This is a genomic window from Luteibacter aegosomatissinici, from assembly GCF_023078495.1.
In the GTDB taxonomy this organism is placed as follows: domain Bacteria; phylum Pseudomonadota; class Gammaproteobacteria; order Xanthomonadales; family Rhodanobacteraceae; genus Luteibacter; species Luteibacter aegosomatissinici.
The window spans coordinates 315,038-332,494 of the sequence record NZ_CP095742.1 but is presented as its reverse complement, the minus strand read 5'-3'; the positions used below and the strand labels follow the sequence as shown (position 1 = coordinate 332,494).

The 17,457-nt window shown below is 66.0% G+C and carries 20 protein-coding genes; 7 read left to right on the top strand and 13 right to left on the bottom strand.

Annotated elements, in window-relative coordinates; all coding sequences use genetic code 11:
• Window positions 1–48: 48 nt before the first annotated feature.
• The gene (locus tag L2Y97_RS01535; RefSeq protein WP_247432075.1) at window positions 49–1,548 is read right to left on the bottom strand and encodes a YifB family Mg chelatase-like AAA ATPase; all 1,500 of its coding nucleotides are present in this window, start codon (window positions 1,546–1,548) and stop codon (window positions 49–51) included.
• A gap of 178 nt (window positions 1,549–1,726) precedes the next feature.
• Window positions 1,727–1,981: a ubiquinone biosynthesis accessory factor UbiK gene (gene ubiK / locus L2Y97_RS01530; RefSeq protein WP_247432072.1), complete on the bottom strand. Its 255-nt coding sequence runs from the start codon at window positions 1,979–1,981 to the stop codon at window positions 1,727–1,729.
• A gap of 180 nt (window positions 1,982–2,161) precedes the next feature.
• On the opposite strand from ubiK, the gene glnK reads away from it, so the two are divergent.
• Window positions 2,162–2,500, top strand: a complete 339-nt coding sequence (glnK, locus tag L2Y97_RS01525; protein WP_247432070.1) for a P-II family nitrogen regulator — start codon at window positions 2,162–2,164, stop codon at window positions 2,498–2,500.
• A gap of 11 nt (window positions 2,501–2,511) precedes the next feature.
• Here the strand turns inward: glnK and L2Y97_RS01520 are convergent, their stop codons facing one another.
• On the bottom strand, window positions 2,512–3,066 hold the full coding sequence (locus tag L2Y97_RS01520; protein WP_247432068.1) for a CcdC protein domain-containing protein: 555 nt from the start codon (window positions 3,064–3,066) through the stop codon (window positions 2,512–2,514).
• A 133-nt stretch (window positions 3,067–3,199) separates the two neighbouring features.
• Window positions 3,200–3,940, bottom strand: a complete 741-nt coding sequence (gpmA, locus tag L2Y97_RS01515; RefSeq protein ID WP_247432066.1) for a 2,3-diphosphoglycerate-dependent phosphoglycerate mutase — start codon at window positions 3,938–3,940, stop codon at window positions 3,200–3,202.
• Window positions 3,941–4,088: 148 nt separating this feature from the next.
• Here gpmA and L2Y97_RS01510 point away from each other — a divergent pair, with 148 nt between their 5' ends.
• Window positions 4,089–4,739 carry a DUF4097 family beta strand repeat-containing protein gene (locus L2Y97_RS01510; RefSeq protein ID WP_247432063.1) on the top strand — a complete coding sequence of 217 codons (651 nt, stop codon included), beginning with the start codon at window positions 4,089–4,091 and terminating at the stop codon, window positions 4,737–4,739.
• 84 nt (window positions 4,740–4,823) lie between these two features.
• On the opposite strand, the gene hemF is transcribed toward L2Y97_RS01510, so the two are convergent.
• Together hemF and L2Y97_RS01500 are read right to left on the bottom strand one after the other, a co-directional pair.
• Window positions 4,824–5,726: an oxygen-dependent coproporphyrinogen oxidase gene (gene hemF, locus L2Y97_RS01505; RefSeq protein WP_247432060.1), complete on the bottom strand. Its 903-nt coding sequence runs from the start codon at window positions 5,724–5,726 to the stop codon at window positions 4,824–4,826.
• 90 nt (window positions 5,727–5,816) lie between these two features.
• On the bottom strand, window positions 5,817–6,518 hold the full coding sequence (locus L2Y97_RS01500) for a YdcF family protein (RefSeq protein WP_247432057.1): 702 nt from the start codon (window positions 6,516–6,518) through the stop codon (window positions 5,817–5,819).
• Between the two features lie 131 nt (window positions 6,519–6,649).
• Here L2Y97_RS01500 and L2Y97_RS01495 point away from each other — a divergent pair, with 131 nt between their 5' ends.
• Genes L2Y97_RS01495 through L2Y97_RS01480 form a run of 4 tightly spaced genes read left to right on the top strand, consistent with a single transcriptional unit; the run spans window position 6,650 to window position 11,026 of the window.
• Window positions 6,650–7,840: a beta-ketoacyl-[acyl-carrier-protein] synthase family protein gene (locus tag L2Y97_RS01495; RefSeq protein ID WP_247432054.1), complete on the top strand. Its 1,191-nt coding sequence runs from the start codon at window positions 6,650–6,652 to the stop codon at window positions 7,838–7,840.
• Window positions 7,837–8,637: a beta-ketoacyl synthase chain length factor gene (locus L2Y97_RS01490; RefSeq protein WP_247432051.1), complete on the top strand. Its 801-nt coding sequence runs from the start codon at window positions 7,837–7,839 to the stop codon at window positions 8,635–8,637. Before L2Y97_RS01495 ends, L2Y97_RS01490 begins: the two co-directional genes overlap by 4 nt.
• On the top strand, window positions 8,634–9,404 hold the full coding sequence (locus tag L2Y97_RS01485) for a glycosyltransferase family 2 protein (RefSeq protein ID WP_247432048.1): 771 nt from the start codon (window positions 8,634–8,636) through the stop codon (window positions 9,402–9,404). Before L2Y97_RS01490 ends, L2Y97_RS01485 begins: the two co-directional genes overlap by 4 nt.
• Before the next feature lie 26 nt (window positions 9,405–9,430).
• Window positions 9,431–11,026 (top strand): NAD(P)/FAD-dependent oxidoreductase, encoded by a 1,596-nt coding sequence (locus L2Y97_RS01480; protein ID WP_247432045.1) that lies wholly within the window; start codon window positions 9,431–9,433, stop codon window positions 11,024–11,026.
• 4 nt (window positions 11,027–11,030) lie between these two features.
• On the opposite strand, the gene L2Y97_RS01475 is transcribed toward L2Y97_RS01480, so the two are convergent.
• From L2Y97_RS01475 to L2Y97_RS01460, 4 genes are all read right to left on the bottom strand, one after another.
• Window positions 11,031–11,492, bottom strand: coding sequence for a hotdog family protein (locus L2Y97_RS01475; protein ID WP_425492808.1), 462 nt, complete (start codon window positions 11,490–11,492; stop codon window positions 11,031–11,033).
• Entirely contained in the window at window positions 11,479–12,426 is a 948-nt protein-coding gene (locus tag L2Y97_RS01470) for a lysophospholipid acyltransferase family protein (RefSeq protein WP_247432043.1), read from the bottom strand. Before L2Y97_RS01470 ends, L2Y97_RS01475 begins: the two co-directional genes overlap by 14 nt.
• Complete coding sequence (locus tag L2Y97_RS01465; RefSeq protein WP_247432040.1) at window positions 12,423–12,731, bottom strand: ApeI family dehydratase; 309 nt, start codon at window positions 12,729–12,731, stop codon at window positions 12,423–12,425. Before L2Y97_RS01465 ends, L2Y97_RS01470 begins: the two co-directional genes overlap by 4 nt.
• Before the next feature lie 65 nt (window positions 12,732–12,796).
• A complete protein-coding gene (locus tag L2Y97_RS01460; protein ID WP_247432037.1) occupies window positions 12,797–13,069 on the bottom strand; it encodes a phosphopantetheine-binding protein in 273 nt (90 codons plus the stop codon).
• A gap of 175 nt (window positions 13,070–13,244) precedes the next feature.
• On the opposite strand from L2Y97_RS01460, the gene L2Y97_RS01455 reads away from it, so the two are divergent.
• A complete protein-coding gene (locus L2Y97_RS01455) occupies window positions 13,245–14,234 on the top strand; it encodes a chorismate transformation FkbO/Hyg5 family protein (RefSeq protein ID WP_247432034.1) in 990 nt (329 codons plus the stop codon).
• Window positions 14,235–14,249: 15 nt separating this feature from the next.
• Here the strand turns inward: L2Y97_RS01455 and glmU are convergent, their stop codons facing one another.
• The 3 genes from glmU to L2Y97_RS01440 all read right to left on the bottom strand — a co-directional run bounded on the left by glmU (window position 14,250) and on the right by L2Y97_RS01440 (window position 17,323).
• Complete coding sequence (glmU, locus tag L2Y97_RS01450) at window positions 14,250–15,623, bottom strand: bifunctional UDP-N-acetylglucosamine diphosphorylase/glucosamine-1-phosphate N-acetyltransferase GlmU (RefSeq protein WP_247432031.1); 1,374 nt, start codon at window positions 15,621–15,623, stop codon at window positions 14,250–14,252.
• Between the two features lie 88 nt (window positions 15,624–15,711).
• The gene (locus L2Y97_RS01445) at window positions 15,712–16,794 is read right to left on the bottom strand and encodes a DUF748 domain-containing protein (RefSeq protein WP_247432029.1); all 1,083 of its coding nucleotides are present in this window, start codon (window positions 16,792–16,794) and stop codon (window positions 15,712–15,714) included.
• Window positions 16,795–16,897: 103 nt separating this feature from the next.
• On the bottom strand, window positions 16,898–17,323 hold the full coding sequence (locus L2Y97_RS01440; RefSeq protein WP_247432026.1) for a F0F1 ATP synthase subunit epsilon: 426 nt from the start codon (window positions 17,321–17,323) through the stop codon (window positions 16,898–16,900).
• Window positions 17,324–17,457 lie beyond the last annotated feature (134 nt).

The window sequence follows — 17,457 nt, the reverse complement described above, 5'->3', positions numbered from 1 at the left end:
TTGGCTCTGCTTGCCCCGTTCTTCATCGGGCACCGCCACTCGGCTGCTTCAAAACCGCCGGTAATGCATCGCCTCAGCCAGGTGCGCCTGCTCCACGCACCCGCTGCCGCCCTCAAGGTCTGCGATCGTCCGCGCTACGCGCAGGATGCGGTGGTACGCGCGCGCCGAGGCGCCCAGCTTGTCCAGCGCACCTTCCAGCCAATCGCGCTCGGCGGATGGCAATGCGCAATCGCGCTCCAGATTCACGACGCTGAGTTCGGCGTTCGGCTGCCCGGCCCGTAGCAGGGCTTTTTCGCGTGCCGCGACGACGCGCTTGCGGACGGTGGCGCTGTCGTCGTCATGCGGGCCACGCGGAGCCGAGAGGTCCGCGATCGACACGCGCGGCACTTCCACGCACAGGTCGATGCGATCGAGCAGTGGCCCGGAGATCTTCGCTCGGTAGCGCGACACCTGATCCGGTGTGCACCGGCACTCGTGCAATGGATCGCCCTGGAACCCGCAGGGACAGGGATTCATAGCGGCGACCAGTTGGAACTCGGCGGGAAACGTGGACTGGCGCGCGGCGCGCGAGATCACGATCTGCCCCGATTCCAGGGGCTCGCGCAGCACTTCGAGCACGTGCCGGCTGAACTCCGGCAACTCATCGAGGAACAGCACGCCGTTATGCGCCAGCGATATCTCGCCAGGGCGCGGTGACGAGCCGCCACCCACAAGCGCAGGTCCCGACGCGGTGTGGTGGGGCGCGCGGAACGGCCGGCGGCGCCAGGCGGAGGGATCGATGCCCTCCCCCGCCAGCGAACGGATGGCGCAACTCTCGAGCGCCTCCGATTCCGTCATGGAAGGCAGGATGCCGGGCAAGCGTTCGGCGAGCATGGTCTTGCCGGTACCCGGTGGCCCGATCATCAACAGGTGGTGACGGCCGGCCGCGGCGATCTCCAGCGCGCGGCGCGCCTGGTGCTGGCCGCGCACATCGCCCATGTCGGCACCGCCGATGGGTACGTCATAAAAGTCAGGCGCGTTGGGGCTGGCCAGCTCGCCTTTCCCTCGCAGCCAGGCGCACACGTCGGCCAGGCTATCGGCCAGCAGGATGTCGCCCTCGCCGACCAGGGCGGCCTCGGCCGCATTCGCGCGCGGCACGACGATGCGCCGGCCGCAGCGGCGGGCGCGGATCAGTGCGGGGAGAATGCCGGGCACCGGGCGGAGCTCACCGGACAGGGCGAGCTCACCCAGAAACTCACAGTCGTCCAGTCGCTCGCGAGGTACCTGCGAACCGGCGGCCAGGATACCCAGGGCAATCGCCAGGTCGAACCGGCCGCCATCTTTCGGCAGCTCGGCCGGGGCGAGGTTCACCGTGATGCGGCGACTCGGGTATTCGAAGGCGGTGTTCTGGATAGCGACACGGACACGATCGCGGGCCTCACGTACGGCCGCCTCGGGCAGGCCGACAATGGAGGTGGATGGCAACCCGCCGGAGAGGTGGACCTCGACGACCACCTGGGGCGCCGCGACACCCTCCTGCGCGCGCGATAGCGTGACAGCGAGGCTCATGAGGCGGGGAAGCGTAACCGCTTACGGATCAGGATGGGCCGCGAGCATGGATCCGTGCTGGACCGGGTTCGCATGACGCACTCCTTTGCGCAGGTTTTGGGAAATAACCGCCCCCGACCGCTCTCGGGGTGAGGGTGACGGATCGGGGGCGGTCCCGGGACCTCGCGGCCGTCCTTCTTTACTGGCCGCTAGGCGTGGCGCCGGCTTCCAGGCTGGCGACCCGCTTTTCCAAGCTTTCGAGCCTTTCGCGGGTCCGTGCGAGTACCTGGCTCTGAACGTCGAATTCCTCTCGCGTTACGAGATCGAGGCGGCGCAATCCTTGAGCCAGGATATCTTTAAAGTTGGCGTGCAGATCCTCACGCGCTTGCGCCAGCCCTGGCGGAACCAACGATGCCAACCGCTCAGCGAGTTGGTCGATACCCTTCACATCCATCCTGCAAACCCCGACGTCGTGGAATAAATTCTAGGTGAATCTTTTGTAGGCGCTATCAGCCTTCGCCCCTACGTAGTGTAGGGTTTTTCCTACAAACCACCCAAGGCGGCCGGGACACAGGCCTATGGCACAATGGCTGTCCGCGTGCCTGCAGCCGGTGCGCCCCAAGGAGTTCAATACATGAAGCTGGTGGTCGCCATCATCAAGCCGTTCAAGCTGGACGATGTCCGCGAGGCCCTCGCCGACGTAGGCGTGCAGGGCGTCACGGTGACGGAGGTGAAGGGCTTCGGCCGGCAGAAGGGGCATACCGAGCTCTACCGCGGCGCCGAGTACGTCGTGGATTTCCTGCCCAAGATCAAGCTGGAAGTGGCCGTGGCCGACGACCAGCTGGAGCGGGTGGTCGAGGCTATCCAGCAGGCCGCCCGCACGGGCAAGATCGGCGACGGCAAGATCTTCGTCAGCTCGCTGGAGCAGGTCGTTCGTATCCGTACCGGCGAACTGGACAACGACGCCCTCTAAGGGCTTCCCGCTCAGGCCGCCTGGCCCAGCGCCTGCCGCTTGAAGCGGCGGTGGTGGACCAGGATGCCGGCGTAGTACGCCAGGTAGTAACCCAAGGTCAGCCCCACCACCGCCATGGTCAGCGGGCTATCGCCCGGCGCCGGGCCGTGGGCGGGCGCCGCGGCACCCGCGTGCATGGCGGCCCCCACGACGATGAAGCGGTAAGCCATGCGCCCGATCAGCAGGGCCGTAAGGGCCGCGCCAATCCAGGGGTTGGGGATGTAGGCATCCGTATCACCCGTCCCGAGCTCGAAGCGCGTCAGTTTCAGCCCGACCATGCCGAGAGCCGCACCGACGATCAGGCCAGCCAGGGCGCCCTCGGCCAGGCGAATGCTGGCAAAGCCGATGGTCATGAGCAGGCACGAGACCAGGACGAACAGGCCCACGCGAATGGCCATCTTGCGGGTGTGGATGGTCTGGCGGCCAAAGTTGCGGCGGACACGGCGGTAGACGACCCAGACCATGAGGCCGGCCATGGCGACCGGGACGAGGGCGGGCGTGGTTGCGGCGGCGGCCTGGAGGAGCATGGTGAGGTCTCGGGTTATCGGTGTGGGGCTACCTTAGCGCCGCCGCCAGGACTCCCCCTATGGGCAGTCGCCACCCTTTGAGGGTGACGGTTGTCAGATAGGGGGATCGCGCGCGAGCGCACTCCTACAGGGGTCAGGCCTTGGCCTTGCCCTGGTTGGCCACCGCGGCCATCTTGGCGGCGATCTCGTCGGCATCGCCCAGGTAGTAGTGCTTCACGGCCTTCAGGTTCTCATCGAACTCGTACACCAGCGGGATGCCGTTGGGGATGTTGAGTTCGGCGATGTCGTCGTCGGAGATACCGTCGAAGTACTTCACCAGCGCGCGCATGGAGTTGCCGTGCGCCGCCATGAGCACGTTATTGCCCGCCTTGATCGCCGGAGCCAGCACGTCGTGCCAGTACGGCAGCACGCGGGCCACGGTGTCCTTCAGGCACTCGGTGAGCGGTACCTCGGCAATACCTTCGTAGCGGGCATCGTCGGCGAACGACATCTCGCCCGGCTTCAGGGCCGGCGGCGGGGTGTCGTAGCTACGGCGCCAGATCTTCACCTGGTCATCGCCGTACTTCGCGGCGGTCTCGGCCTTGTTCAGGCCGGTGAGCGCGCCGTAGTGACGCTCGTTGAGGCGCCAGTCGGTCACCACCGGGATCCACATCAGGTCCATCTCGTCCTGCACGTGCCACAGCGTGCGGACGGCGCGCTTCAGGTACGAGGTATGGGCGATGTTGAAGCTGAAACCGGCTTCCTTGAGCAGGCGACCGGCCTCTTTGGCCTCGGCCACGCCCTGCTCGCTGAGGTCGACATCGGCCCAGCCGCTGAAGCGGTTTTCGAGGTTCCAGGCCGACTGGCCGTGGCGAATCATCACAAGCTTGTACATGGCGTCCAACGATGCGAGGGGAAAATCCGATGGTGGAACGCCGGCCCGGGGAGGTCAACTCCGGAGCTACCCCTGCCGCAAGTCACGCTAAACCTTGCGCCGCCATGGCGCATCCTAGGGATCCAGTCCACCCGTGGAGCAGTACACCATGCGTCGTACCCTGTTTTCAGTTGTTATCGCCCTGTCCTTTGCGGGTGCCGCCCTTGCGGCCGAGGACATCAGCAAGGTCAACGGCACGGCCAGCGTCGAGGCCGGCCAGCGCGCCGGTGACGTCGGCACCGTCAATGGCTCGGTCCGCATTGGTGACCAGGCCATCGTGGAGAAGGCCCATTCGGTCAATGGTTCGGTCGAACTGGGCAAGGGAGCGACGGCCGATGAAGTTCACACCGTGAACGGAAGCGTCACGCTGAATGACCACGCACAGATCAAGGGCGAGCTGGAAAACGTCAACGGACGCGTCAAGCTGGAGCAAGGTGCGAACGTCGCCGGCCATCTTTCGAACGTCAATGGCGATATCACGCTCGAGCGGGCGCATGTCGGGGGCGGCATCGAAACGGTCAACGCCAACATCACGGTCGGCGAGGGCTCGCAGGTCGAAGGCGGCATCCTCGTGAAGAAGCCACGCATGAGCTGGAGCAGCAGCGACAGCCGTCCGCCCACGATCATCATCGGGCCGCATGCGGTGGTCACCGGCACCATGACCTTCGAGCGCGAGGTGCAGCTCTACATCAGCGACTCGGCCAAGGTCGGCAAGATCGAAGGCGCCACGCCCAAGGCGTTCAGCGGCAACGCCCCGTAACCAAGGCCAGGTAGGAGCGCGCTTGGGCGCGAAAAGCCAACAGGGCGGGGACGCGGCAAGCTCCCATCGCGCGCAAGCGCGCTCCTACAGCCAGTCTCGCGGCTTGAGGAATTCGTACAGCTTCGCCTCGGCACTTTCCGGTTCGGGGCTGTACGCGTACTCAAAGCGCACGCGCGGCGGCAGGCTCATCAGGATCGATTCCGTCCGGCCGCCCGATTGCAGGCCGAACAGCGTGCCGCGGTCGTAAACCAGGTTGAACTCAACGTAGCGGCCACGGCGGTAGAGCTGGAACTCACGCTCGCGCTCGCCGTAGGGCGTGTCCTTGCGCCGCTCGACGATCGGCAGGAACGCATCGAGGAAGCCCTGGCCGACATCGCGGGTGAAATCCATGCAGCGATCGAACCCGCCCTCGTTCACGTCGTCGTAGAACAGGCCGCCCACGCCGCGCGTTTCACCGCGGTGTTTCAGGTAGAAGTATTCGTCGCACCACTTCTTGTAGCGGTCGTAAACGTCATCGCCATAGGGCGCACACAGGTCTCTGGCCACGGTGTGCCAGTGACGCACATCCTCGTCGAACGGGTAATACGGGGTCAGGTCGAAGCCGCCGCCAAACCACCACACCGGTTCCGCGCCATCGCGCGATGCCTCGAAGTAGCGCACGTTGGCGTGCGTGGTGGGGATATACGGGTTGCGGGGATGGATCACCAGCGAGACACCGGTGGCGATGAAGCTGCCACCCACCAGGTCGGGGCGATGGGCCGTCGCGCTGGGTGGCAGGGGCGAACCTGCCACCCGCGAGAAATTCACACCGGCCTGCTCGAACACCGCGCCCTCGCGCAGCACGCGCGTGCGGCCGCCGCCACCCGCGGGGCGGGTCCACGCATCCTCTTCAAAACGCGCCTCGCCATCGGCCTGCTCCAGCGCGGTGCAGATGCGGTCCTGGAGCCCGCGCAGGAACGATTCGGCGATATCGGCTTGTCTGGACATGGTGGCGCGAAACCCTTCTTGGAGTTGGCGCAAGCTTACCAAGGCCGCCCACCGGGGCTGCTGCGGCACGGGGCCGCGTGGCGCTGACGGTCAGGAGAGGCGTGCTACGACGCGCTGGTTGCCCGTAAGCCTCGCCCAGCGGAACCCCGTATCGATCCACATGAGGTACCCGGCCTCCAACGCCATCCGGCGCATGTAGCGGTAGCCGCCGGGAAACGATGCCTCGGCCGCCACGGGGATCGCGTCGAAGGCCAGCCGCCGCGCGAGGTAAAGGCACCGGGCAAGGTGGTAGCGGCTGGTGACCAATGCGACGGAAGGCGCGTGGCCCTCGCGGCGGAGGATATCGCGGGCATGGCGAAGGTTTTCCAGCGAATCCACGGACTCCTGCTCGAGCAGCAAGGGCACGCTGGCAGGCCAGCCCGCAACCTGCAGCCAATGCTGGCCCGCTTCTGCCTCACTGACACCGCCGTCATCGCTACGGCCGCCCAGCAGCAACACCTGCGGCGCAAACCCATCGAACGCGTTGGCCCGCGCCCGGTCCAGCCGTCCGACGAAATCGGCTTCCGGCTGCCCATCGACCAGCTTTCGCCCAAACACCAGCAAGGTGCGTGGTGCGCCGGCCTGCAGCGGGCTGCGGGTCGCCACGCGCCATACGCGTACCAGATGCGCGACATACAGGAGGCCGAGGCTCCCCACCAGCGCCACGAGCGTGACGGCAGCGGCGACGAGGATGTCGCCGTCACCCAGGTATCGCCATGGGCCGCGACGCATCGGTTGGGTGATCCCGGTCATGGCGTGGCTGGCTTACTCGGGGGGCGCCAGTCTTGCGGATCGCAGGTAACCGCGCAATCGCCTGAATCACAGAACGTCGTTCACGCGACGCTACGACGCAAAAAGGATAGGCTCGCCGCATGCCTCATCCCATGCCTCCGTTAGCCATCACCGCGTTCACCGCCACCTCCGCGCTGGGTCGCGGCCTGGATGCCCACGCAAACGCCATCGCCTCCTCCACAGGCGGCCTTAGCCCCAACGATTTTTCCACGGCGCCGCTGCCCTGCTGGATCGGCCGCGTCGCCGGCGTCGAAGACGAACCGCTGCCACGCGAGCACGCCCAGTGGGAATGCCGGAACAACCGGCTGGCGTGGCTCGCCCTGCGCCAGGATGGTTTCAGCGATGCGGTGCACGCCGCCCGGGCCCGCTATGGCGCCTCGCGCGTGGCCGTGCTGCTCGGCACGTCAACCGCGAGTATCGGCGCCACCGAGGAGGGTTACCGCCGCCTTGAACATGGCGCGATGCCTGCCGACCTGCACCGCCCTGCCATTCACACGCCGCACTCGCTGGCAGGGTTCGTCGCCCACGTGTTCGACCTGGAGGGCCCGTGCCTCACGGTCGCGACGGCGTGCTCGTCCAGCGCCAAGGTATTCGCCAATGCCGAACGCATGATCCGTCTCGGCCTCGTGGATGCCGCCGTGGTCGGTGGTGTCGATACGCTCTGCGATAGCGTGCTGTTCGGATTCAACTCCCTGGAACTGGTATCGGCCGCCCCGTGCCGCCCGTTCGATGCGGAACGCAATGGCATATCGCTGGGCGAGGCTGGCGGGTTCGCGCTGATCGAGCGTGCCGCGGAGAACGCCGACGCACCGCTTTTCATCGGCTACGGCGAAGCCAGCGACGCCCATCACATGTCCACGCCGCACCCGGAAGGCCTTGGAGCCGAACTCGCCCTGCGCGATGCGCTCGCCCGCGCCGGTATCGAGGCTGGTGATGTCGATTACATCAACCTGCACGGTACCGCGAGCCAGAAGAACGATGAGGTGGAAGCCGCGCTCGTGGCGCGCAGCTTCCCCGCCACGACCCGGGCCAGTTCGACGAAGGGCTTCTCCGGCCACACGCTGGGCGCGGCAGGCATCCTTGAAGCCGTGCTCACGTTGCTCGCCATGCGCGATGGCGTGATCCCGGCCAACCTGGGCGCCACCACGCCGGATCCCCTGTGCGGGCCGCAGATGGCATGGCACGCCGAACGTGCCGATGTGCGCATCGCCCTCAGCAATTCATTCGGCTTTGGCGGAAACAACGCCTGCCTTGCCTTCGCACGGCGCGGAGTGGTCGCATGAGCGAAGCGCTGACGGTATGGGTGAAGGGCATCGGCCTCTGGGCACCGGGCACGCCGACTTGGCACGCCTTCCGTGAAGTGGCGACGGCCGAAGCGACACCAGGCGAGGCCGAACGTCCGCTGGCCGATGTGCTGCCCGCGAACGAACGCCGGCGCGCACCCGAGAGCGTACTGCTCGCGGCGGCAGCCGCCGGGCAGGCCGTGGCCATGAGCGGGCACAGTGCTGCCACGTTGCCCTGCGTGTTCGCTTCCGCGCACGGCGACCAGGTCATCACCGACTACATGTGCGCGACGCTCGCCACGGCACCTGCGGAACTGTCGCCGACCAAGTTCCATAACTCCGTGCATAACGCGCCAGCCGGCTACTGGACCATCGCGACGCATTGCCACGCGGCATCGAGCGCCGTCTCCGGCGGTGAAGAGAGCTTCGGGGCCGGCCTGCTGGAAGCCGCCAGCCAGGCGATCGCCGATGATCGCGACGTGCTGCTCGCCAGCTACGACATCGCAGGCACCGGCCCGCTCGGGAGCATGACCAGTACCACCGGCCCCTTCGCATCGGCGCTGGTGCTGTCGCCGCGCCCGGATGGTGCTGCGATCCGCCTGGATATCACGCCGGAACCGGGCAACAGCGGCCGCGAGCCCAGTGGCGATGCGTGGATGGATGGCGTGGCCGCGAGCAACCCGTCGGCCGCCGCGGTCCCGCTCTTCCGTGCGATCGCCGCAGCACGGCCCGCTGCGTTGCGCGTCGCGGCGGCACGTGGGCTCGACCTGCATATCGATCTGGGCGCTGCTCCATGAACGCCGCCGGCAACCGTTTCTGTGTGCTGATCCCCTGCCTCAACGAGGAGCAGGCGATCGAAGGTGTCATCAGGGACGCGTTGCAACTCGGCATGCCGGTCATCGTGGTCGATGACGGATCGGACGATCGCACGCCGGACATTGCCGGCGCACTGGCGGTCACCCTACTGCGCCATGACGTGCGGCGCGGCAAGGGCGAGGCATTGCGCACAGGCTTTCGCGAGGCCCTTCGCCATGGCTTCGATGGCGTGATCACGATGGATGGCGATGGCCAGCACCTGGCGAGCGATATCCCGGCCATGCTGGAAGCCAGCCAGCAACATCCAGGCGCCATCGTGATCGGCGCGCGCCTGCTTGAGCGTGAGCAACAACCGCGTGGCCGTCGTCGCGCGAATGCCGTGGCGGATTGGGGCATTTCCTGGGCGTGCGGACGGCCCATTGCCGATACGCAGAGCGGCCAGCGCTTCTATCCGCGCACGGCGCTGGACCTGGTCGAACTCCCCGCCGATGACTTCGTGTTCGAGGCGGCCGTATTGATTACGGCGTGCCGCGAGCGCGGTATGGGCGTGGTCTCCGTGCCCATTGCGTCGCGCTACCAGGGCCAGTTCCGCATCAGCCACTTCAACCCGGTGCGCGATGTGACGCGCATCACCACGTACACCATTGGCCGCGTGATCCATTACGGCCACATCGTCGACAGTTACCGCCGCTCGCGTGCGACGCCCACGATCATCGGGGGCGAAACACGCACGGGCGCCACGCATTAGCGATCACGAGCGAAGGGGTGCAAGGCATGGAGCACAAGCCACACGATGCCATCATCATGGGTGGGGGCCTTGCCGGCCTCACGCTTGCGATGCAGCTGAAAGGCGAATACCCCGACATGGATATCGTCGTCCTTGAGCGGCACACAAGGCCGCTGCCCGAAGCAGCCTTCAAGGTCGGCGAATCGACGGTCGAAATCGCGGCGCACTACTTCGCGGATACGCTCGGCCTGCTCGGCCACCTTGAAGCCGAACAGATCCGCAAGTTCGGCTTTCGCTTCTTCTTCTCCGATGGGCGCGACGACCTGGCAGATGTCACCGAGCTGGGTGTGAGCGCCGTGCTGCCGACGCCGAGTTACCAGATCGATCGCGGCATCCTGGAAAACTTCCTTGGCGAGGAAGCACTGCGCCGTGGCATCGATTTCCGTGAAGGCGTGACCGTCCGTGGCTTCGACATCGGCAGTGGCGAAGCAGCGCATACCGTGCGCATTCGCAGCGAGGCCGGCGAGGCCGAACTGAGCGCACGCTGGCTGCTGGATGCGAGCGGCCGCGCCGGCCTGGTCCGCCGCAAGCTCGACCTCACCCGCGATAACGGCCACCATGCGAACGCCGTGTGGTTTCGTGTCGATGACCGGCTGGAGATCGACCAGTGGTGTGACGATGCCGAGTGGAAGGATCGCTGCCACCCGCCGGAACGCTGGCGATCGACAAACCATCTGGTCGGCCCCGGGTACTGGGCGTGGCTCATTCCGCTGGCCTCCGGTGCGCACTCGGTAGGCATCGTGGCTGATGCGACCACGCACCCGCTCGATACGATGAACACCTTCGATAAGGCACTTGCCTGGCTGTGGAAGCATCAGCCGGTGCTTGCGCGCCAGGTGGAAGCGCGAAAGGACAAATTGCTGGACTTCGCATTTTTCCGTCACTTCTCGTACGGCTGCGCCCGCATGTTTTCGTCGGACCGCTGGGCCCTGACCGGCGAGGCGGGAGCATTCCTGGATCCGTTCTATTCGCCTGGCAGCGACTTCATCAGCATCTCGAACACCTACATCACGCTACTGGTGGGCATGGACCGCCGTGGCGAGATGCTGGCACCGCATGCACGCTTGTTTGAACGCCTGTTCTTTTCGTTCTACGAGGGAACGCTGCGGATGTATCGCGGCCAGTACAACCTGTTCGATGACCCCGAGGTCTTGCCGATCAAGGTCATCTGGGACTACGCGTATTACTGGGGCGTGCTGTGCCAGATCGTGTTCCAGAAACGGTTGGGCGATGCGGCCTTCATCGCGCGCATGGGGCCGGAACTGCTCGCTGGCGCTGAACTGAATACGCAGGTCCAGGCCTTTTTCCAACGCTGGCATGCCGTATCGGAAAAGCGTAACCGCAAGGTGATGCTCGATCAGCGCGACCTGACCTGGTTTGCTGACATGAACCGCACCCTTCATGACGTGCTGGATGACGACACCCTGGCCGAACGCCTGGCCAATAACGTGAACATGATGCGCCTGCTCGCCGCCAGCATCGTCGAACGTGCAGCCGCCGATCATCCATCCCTTCGCGAAGGGAGCGAAGCGCTGATCGACATTGACGGCGAGCGCACCCGCCTGTTCGATCTCGTGGCCTGACAGGTCAGGCCGGGTGGATCACCGCAGCGCGGCCGCTGGCGATTTCCCGGCCATCATGCTCGATACGAAAGGTGTACTGCGCGCCTGAGTCGTCAGCCATGAGGCATTCGGCGAACACGTCGAGACGGCCAGCCAGGTGGTCGATCCGTTCAACGGCCAGCTTCACGCCTCGCAGGCTGACAAGCATGCCCGGGCGTGGCTGGGTGGCGCCGTTGGCCTTGGCGCGCAGGGCACCGTGCACCGCCGTGGCCTGTGCACCGTACTCGGCCAGGTGTACCGCGTGGAGGCCCGCGTTCCCTCGCAGGGGATGCCCGGGCGCAACATGCGACGTGCTGATGGCGTGGATCGTCGTTTCGTCGAAGGCCACGACGCCATCGAGCAGGCACATGTCACCCGCATGCGGCACGAGGGCGACGAACTCGTCCTTCGCCAGGATAGGGGTGGGCAAGCCGTCAGGCATCAGCATGCTGCACCGGTGGCGTCGCAGCCGCTTGCGCATGCGCGCCGTCCATTTCCTGCCAGAAATCGTAGAAGTTGAACCAGTTGAATGGATAGACGCGGCAGTAGTGCTCGATGCGTGCCGCGTAGCGGCCGACGATTGCATCGAGGGCTTCCGCCCGATTCGCGCGGGCGATGTCGATGCCATCCGAGAACGCCTCGAAAATCAGCCGGTACCGGTTGCCACCCAGGTAAATACCGAAGCACAGCACGACGGGAATCTTCAGCGCGGACGCAAGCAACCATGGCCCCACCGGAAAGGACGCCGGCGTACCGATGAACGGCACCGTGCGCGAGGCTTCCAGCCGATGTCCGCGATCGGCGAGCAACGCCACCATGCCACCTTCGGCGGCACCTTCAGCCATCGCAAGAGCGACGGATGTGCCACCCAATGACGCATCGATCACAGCGGCACCCACCTCGGGTGCAAGTGCCTCAAGCAGGGTCGTGAGCGCTGGTGTCTTCTGCTTATCCAGCACCACTCGCAAGGGCACGTCCGGCCGCCGCTGGCCCAGGGCGCGGAGCGCTTCGAAACTACCCTGGTGCGAACCCAGCAGCAGGACACCCCGGCGCGCATCGATCCAGCGGTCGAGTGCAGGCAGGCCTTCCACTTCCACCTGGAAGTCGCGCTCGCCGCGGGCGAGGAAGAACATACGATCGAGCAGCGTGGCAGCGAACATGTGGATGTGATGGAACACATCCCGGTGGGTCACGTCGCGGCCGAGCACCCGGGCAAGATACAGGCGCGATGCGGCGCGTTCGTTCGCGCGGCGCAAGAAGAAGTACAACGCAATGGGCCACAACAGGAGCCGCGCGACGCGACGCCCCAGGCCAAGGCTTACGGTACGCAGTAGCCATATCGCAAAGAAGCCGCCGCCCTCGCGTTGTTGCCAGTGGCTCATGCGCTTGCCTCCAGCGTGCCGCGCAACAGGATCTCGTCACCGCGACGCACCACCAGGCGATAGCGGCATTCGCCGGCATCGGCGAGCTCCACCACAGCATCCTGCCCGGGAAGCAGCGGCGCCAGGAACTTGGCATCGATCACCTGCCGCACCGAGGCGCCGCGCCAGGCGTGCAATGCCTGGGCCGCCTGCTCCAGGATCAGGACACCGGCCACGATGGGGCGGCCGGGAAAGTGCCCGGCGAAACTCGGGTGATCCGCTGCAAAGCGGAAGGGCTGGGCATGGGTCATGGCGGCGTCGGTCATGATCGGGATACCGGGTTTGCGAGTGAGCAAACCACGGTACGGATCAGCGTGACCTGAACGGGCCGTCAGGCCGCCGCGCGGTGCTGTTCGATGTGCTCGGACAGGGTGCGCAGGCTGGTGAAGATGGTGCGGTTGTCGGGGTTGTCCGACTTCAGCTGGAAGCCATAGCGCTTCGACACCGCCAGGGCGATCTCCAGGGCATCAATGGAATCCAGGCCCAGGTCGCCGCCGAACAGGGGCGCCTCCGGGTCGATGTCGGCAGGCTTCACGCTTTCCAGGTTCAGGCTGGTGACGATCAGTTCTGCGAGTTCTTTTTGTGCGTCGGTCTGCGTTGCCATGGTGTTTCCAGGTCCCAGGATCATGCCTGCCTCCCCCCGGATGGCAGCGGCGGCGGAGTGTAACACAGGGCTTTTCGTGCTCCGTGGAGCGTACGTTCAGCCACGTGAAGGCGCAGCCACGACCGCCTGCCGCCCGCAGGATATGATGGGCGCCAGCGTTTACATGGAAGCCTCGATGCGCCCAGCCAGCGACATGCGCGAGCGATCCCCGCTTGCCGCCCGCCCGTCACCGAGGGTGACCTACCGCGAGCCCCCGACGGGCAGCCTGCCGCCCGGCACACTGGCCGCGTTTGGCTTTGGCGCGCAGGCCGTTTCACCCGGGGATGATCCGCGCTGGCTGCGCGTGGCGCTTGAGCCGCTGGCCGCTACGCCGCCCGAGCTATGGACGGTGGAAGGCGAGGTGTCCTGCGGGCGCGAAGGCGATCTGCGCTGGTCGCGTGGCGGTGGCTGGCTATATGTGGCCGTCGAGTGCCATGAAGATCGCCATGGCGGGCCGGAAGAGGCGGCGACGTACGCGTATAAGCTCCTCTCGGCGTTCGTCGCCCAGGCGCCCGAGCAGCACGTGCAACGGATATGGAACTACCTCGGGGCGATCAATACCGGGGCGGGCGATGACGAACGCTACAAGCAGTTCTGCACGGGCCGGATCGAGGGCATGGGTGACGTGTTCGCGCAGGGTTTCCCGGCGGCGTCGGCGATCGGCCATCACGCGGACCCGGGCCTGCTGCAGGTGTACCTGTTGGCCACCGACCGCGCGGGCACCCGCGTGGAGAACCCCCGCCAGGTGAGCGCGTGGCAGTACCCACGCCAGTACGGTCGCACGCCGCCCAGCTTCGCGCGGGCCACACTGCTTCCTGCGGAGGATGTACTTGCCATTTCGGGTACAGCCGCGGTCGTCGGCCACGCGTCGGCGCATGCGGGTGACCTTGGCGCGCAGCTGGCGGAAACGCGACGGAACCTCGATGCGCTGCTTGCCCAGGGCGGCCTGCCGGAAGGCTTTGATGGCAACGCGCCGCTCAAGGCGTACGTGCGCCATCCCGACGATGCCGCCGCGGTGCGGGCATTCGCCAACGCGCACTGGCCGGACGCACCACTGGTGCTCCTGCATGGCGATATATGCCGTGAGGAGCTGCTGGTGGAGATCGATGGATGGCGGTACCGGTAGGAGCGGCTCGCGTTCTTATTTCTTCGTGGGGCGCTGCCAGCCCGCGATGGTGGCCTGGCGGGCACGTGCCAGTGTCAGTTCGTTCGCCGGTGCATCCTTGGTGATGACCGAGCCCGCGCCGATCGTCGCACCATCACCCAGGGTGACCGGTGCGACCAGCGAGCTGTTCGAACCGACGAACACGCCATCGCCGATGGTGGTCCGGCTTTTGTTCACGCCGTCGTAGTTGCAGGTGATGGTGCCTGCGCCAATGTTGACCTTGCTGCCGATCACCGTGTCGCCGAGATACGAAAGGTGGTTGGCCTTCGAACCGGCTGCAATCACTGCGTTCTTGGTTTCCACGAAGTTACCGATGTGTACGCCTTCAGCGAGGTCGGTGCCCGGGCGCAGGCGCGCAAACGGACCGATCGTGCAAGGACCATGCGTCACCACGCCATCCAGGTCGCAGTGCGAGAGTACGACCGTGCCCGCCGCGAGCGTGGCGTTACGCACGCGCGTGAACGGACCGATACGAACGTTATTTCCCAGCTCGACATCGCCTTCGAGGATGACGTTCGCATCGATCTCGACATCACTGCCCGCCGTGACCGTGCCGCGGATATCGATGCGTGCCGGGTCGGCGATACGAACTCCGGCCAGCGCAAGCTGGCGCGCCATGCGTTCGCGGTACATGGCCTCGAGGCCGGCGAGCTGCCACGGATCATTGGCACCTGAGGCATCGACGGGATCGCAGTCGACGCACGCTGCCGGCGTGCCTTCCGCCGAGGCCATTTCAAAGACGTCGGTGAGGTAGTACTCGCCCTGCGCATTGCTGTTGCCCAGCCGCTGGGTCCAGGCAAGCAGGCGATCGGCATCGCCGGCCACGATACCGGTATTGACCAGATCGATGGCTCGCTGCGCTGCGCTGGCGTCCTTCTCCTCCACGATGTGGCGCACCATGCCTTCGGCATCGAGCACCACGCGGCCATATCCGGCGGGGTTGGGTAGCCGGGTGGCGAGCATGGCGAGGCCCGCATCGCCGGAGACGAGCGCCGAGAGCACGTCGCTGCGGATCAATGGCACATCGCCGTAAAGCACGAGTACCCGGCCCTCCAGCTTGCCATCCGCCTGCAGGGCCTCCAGCGCGGTACGCACCGCATGGCCGGTACCGAGGCGCTCACGCTGTTCGATCCAGCCAAGCGCGCTATCGCTCGCAAAGGCCTGGCGCACCTGGTCGCCGTTGTGGCCGTACACCACGTGGACGCCAGCAGGCCCAAGGGCACGCGCCGCATCGATGACGTGGGCCAGCAGCGGCCTCCCGGCGAGCGGCATCAGCACCTTGGCCGAGGCGGATTTCATGCGTTTGCCCTCGCCGGCGGCGAGGATCAGGACGTGCAGCGGATGGGACATGGGCTTGCCTGCCAGTTTGCCAGGACGGCACTTTCGCGCGTTTGGGGTTACCGTGCCAACCCCGTCGTTCGCACTAGCCGCCCGCGCCTTAGTCCCTGTCGTCGTCCGGGCGGGCCGTGAGGTGCTCCAGGTTCGGCTTGTACGCCTCGATAAACGCGTTGTGCAGGATGCCGATGATGGCCTGGCTGGTCGACATGCTGCGGTTATCGATCGTGCCGGATATGGGCACGCGTGTCGCGAACTGGTCCTTCGACTGGTTCTTGAAGACCTTGGTGACGCCCTCCGCCACGGCCTCATACGCCAGTTTCAGCGGGTTCTTCTTTTCCTGCTCCACATCCTGCTTCCAGCTGAAAATCTTCAGCCCGCGGAACAGCGGCTTGGCATAGCCCTCCAGCTTCCGGTCCTTCGCCTGCAGTTCCATGATGAAGTCGCCCTCGCCAGCCGCGAAGTCGAGGCCCGAGTACGCGCGCACGAGGTCATTCGCGCGCACCAGCTTGATGTTGTGGACGGTGAGCTCGTAGCGGAAATCGCCAGCCTCCTCCAGCGGATCGAACTCCGCCTTTGTCTGCAACGGCGCGTCGCCAAGGATGTGGGCGGTAGCGTCCATGTGGGCCACGCGCGAGCCACCCTCACGCTGTACGTTGGTCAGATTGGTGATCGTGCCATTCACGTCGGTCATCTTCAGGTCCACCTTGGGACTCGAGACGAAGTTGTGGAAGGTCACGGTGCCGTTGATCACGTGCAGCTCGTCAATGCGCGTAGGCACGATCGCACGGAGCTGTGCGCGCCAATCCACGCCTTTACCGGTCTGTGTGTCACCCTCGCCCTTGCCGTCGACGAAGTTGAGCGTCGGCTCGTAGAACTCGACCTTACCGCGCAGGTGCCCACGGGTGAGTGCGGGCCAGCTGAGTGAAATGTCAGTGCGCTCCGCATCGAACAACGGCACCGGCAGCTTGCCATCGACCTTGGTGATGCGCAGGTTATCGATGGAGTACGCCCCCCGCCACAGGTGGATGTCGATGTCGTCGATGTGCCCGGCGTACGAGCCCATATGGGCCAGCCGCGCGTTGAGCTGCCCGAGGACGATAAAGGGCAAGGCGACGCGCGCCGCGACCAGGGCGATCGCGAGGGCGAGAAGAATCCAAAGGCTGCGGCGATAACGGACATGCATATACGGCAGTGTGGCCGTCGCAAGGTCATCACGGGATGAAGACGGACCACAAAAAACCCCGCCATGGGGCGGGGTTTCATGGGGTTGCTCTTTAGCGAGGCGCTTAGTGCTTCAGCGTCTTGCGCAGGCGCTCCAGCGCCTGGAGCTGCGCAAGGGCTTCGGCCAGCTTGGCCTGGGCCTCGGCCACGTCGAGCTGCTCACCACGGTTGGCCAGCGCGGCCTCCGCTTCTTCCTTCGCCTTCAGGGCCGCGGCCTCGTCCAGGTCGGCCGCGCGGGCGGCCGTATCGGCGAGGATCGTGACAACCTGCGGCTGCACCTCGAGGATGCCACCGGATACGTAGAACTGCTGGCGGTCACCGTTGGTGCCTACAACATCCACATGGCCCGGCTTCAGGCGGGTAATGAGCGGCGCATGACGCGGCGCGATGCCCAGCTCGCCAAGCTCACCGGTGGCGACCACGAGCGTGGCTTCACCGGAGAAGATCTCGGCTTCGGCACTGACGATGTCGACGCGGATGGTGTGGGGCATGAGGGGACTCCGGCGTTACGTTCTAAAGGATTCGATGAGTAGGGTCTTGGTGAAGCGTGAATAGTGAAGTGTCAGTAAGAGCGAAATGAGGCACGGTGCGCGCTGTTACTGACTACTTACGCTTTACGCTTCAC

What these genes read in the sequence shown, in the direction of transcription:
- L2Y97_RS01535 (WP_247432075.1), bottom strand. Translation starts at nt 1,548, where the DNA reads ATGAGCCTCGCTGTCACGCTATCGCGCGCGCAGGAGGGTGTCGCGGCG.
- ubiK (WP_247432072.1), bottom strand. Translation starts at nt 1,981, where the DNA reads ATGGATGTGAAGGGTATCGACCAACTCGCTGAGCGGTTGGCATCGTTG.
- glnK (WP_247432070.1), top strand. Translation starts at nt 2,162, where the DNA reads ATGAAGCTGGTGGTCGCCATCATCAAGCCGTTCAAGCTGGACGATGTC.
- L2Y97_RS01520 (WP_247432068.1), bottom strand. Translation starts at nt 3,066, where the DNA reads ATGCTCCTCCAGGCCGCCGCCGCAACCACGCCCGCCCTCGTCCCGGTC.
- gpmA (WP_247432066.1), bottom strand. Translation starts at nt 3,940, where the DNA reads ATGTACAAGCTTGTGATGATTCGCCACGGCCAGTCGGCCTGGAACCTC.
- L2Y97_RS01510 (WP_247432063.1), top strand. Translation starts at nt 4,089, where the DNA reads ATGCGTCGTACCCTGTTTTCAGTTGTTATCGCCCTGTCCTTTGCGGGT.
- hemF (WP_247432060.1), bottom strand. Translation starts at nt 5,726, where the DNA reads ATGTCCAGACAAGCCGATATCGCCGAATCGTTCCTGCGCGGGCTCCAG.
- L2Y97_RS01500 (WP_247432057.1), bottom strand. Translation starts at nt 6,518, where the DNA reads ATGACCGGGATCACCCAACCGATGCGTCGCGGCCCATGGCGATACCTG.
- L2Y97_RS01495 (WP_247432054.1), top strand. Translation starts at nt 6,650, where the DNA reads ATGCCTCCGTTAGCCATCACCGCGTTCACCGCCACCTCCGCGCTGGGT.
- L2Y97_RS01490 (WP_247432051.1), top strand. Translation starts at nt 7,837, where the DNA reads ATGAGCGAAGCGCTGACGGTATGGGTGAAGGGCATCGGCCTCTGGGCA.
- L2Y97_RS01485 (WP_247432048.1), top strand. Translation starts at nt 8,634, where the DNA reads ATGAACGCCGCCGGCAACCGTTTCTGTGTGCTGATCCCCTGCCTCAAC.
- L2Y97_RS01480 (WP_247432045.1), top strand. Translation starts at nt 9,431, where the DNA reads ATGGAGCACAAGCCACACGATGCCATCATCATGGGTGGGGGCCTTGCC.
- L2Y97_RS01475 (WP_425492808.1), bottom strand. Translation starts at nt 11,492, where the DNA reads ATGCTGATGCCTGACGGCTTGCCCACCCCTATCCTGGCGAAGGACGAG.
- L2Y97_RS01470 (WP_247432043.1), bottom strand. Translation starts at nt 12,426, where the DNA reads ATGAGCCACTGGCAACAACGCGAGGGCGGCGGCTTCTTTGCGATATGG.
- L2Y97_RS01465 (WP_247432040.1), bottom strand. Translation starts at nt 12,731, where the DNA reads ATGACCGACGCCGCCATGACCCATGCCCAGCCCTTCCGCTTTGCAGCG.
- L2Y97_RS01460 (WP_247432037.1), bottom strand. Translation starts at nt 13,069, where the DNA reads ATGGCAACGCAGACCGACGCACAAAAAGAACTCGCAGAACTGATCGTC.
- L2Y97_RS01455 (WP_247432034.1), top strand. Translation starts at nt 13,245, where the DNA reads ATGCGCCCAGCCAGCGACATGCGCGAGCGATCCCCGCTTGCCGCCCGC.
- glmU (WP_247432031.1), bottom strand. Translation starts at nt 15,623, where the DNA reads ATGTCCCATCCGCTGCACGTCCTGATCCTCGCCGCCGGCGAGGGCAAA.
- L2Y97_RS01445 (WP_247432029.1), bottom strand. Translation starts at nt 16,794, where the DNA reads ATGCATGTCCGTTATCGCCGCAGCCTTTGGATTCTTCTCGCCCTCGCG.
- L2Y97_RS01440 (WP_247432026.1), bottom strand. Translation starts at nt 17,323, where the DNA reads ATGCCCCACACCATCCGCGTCGACATCGTCAGTGCCGAAGCCGAGATC.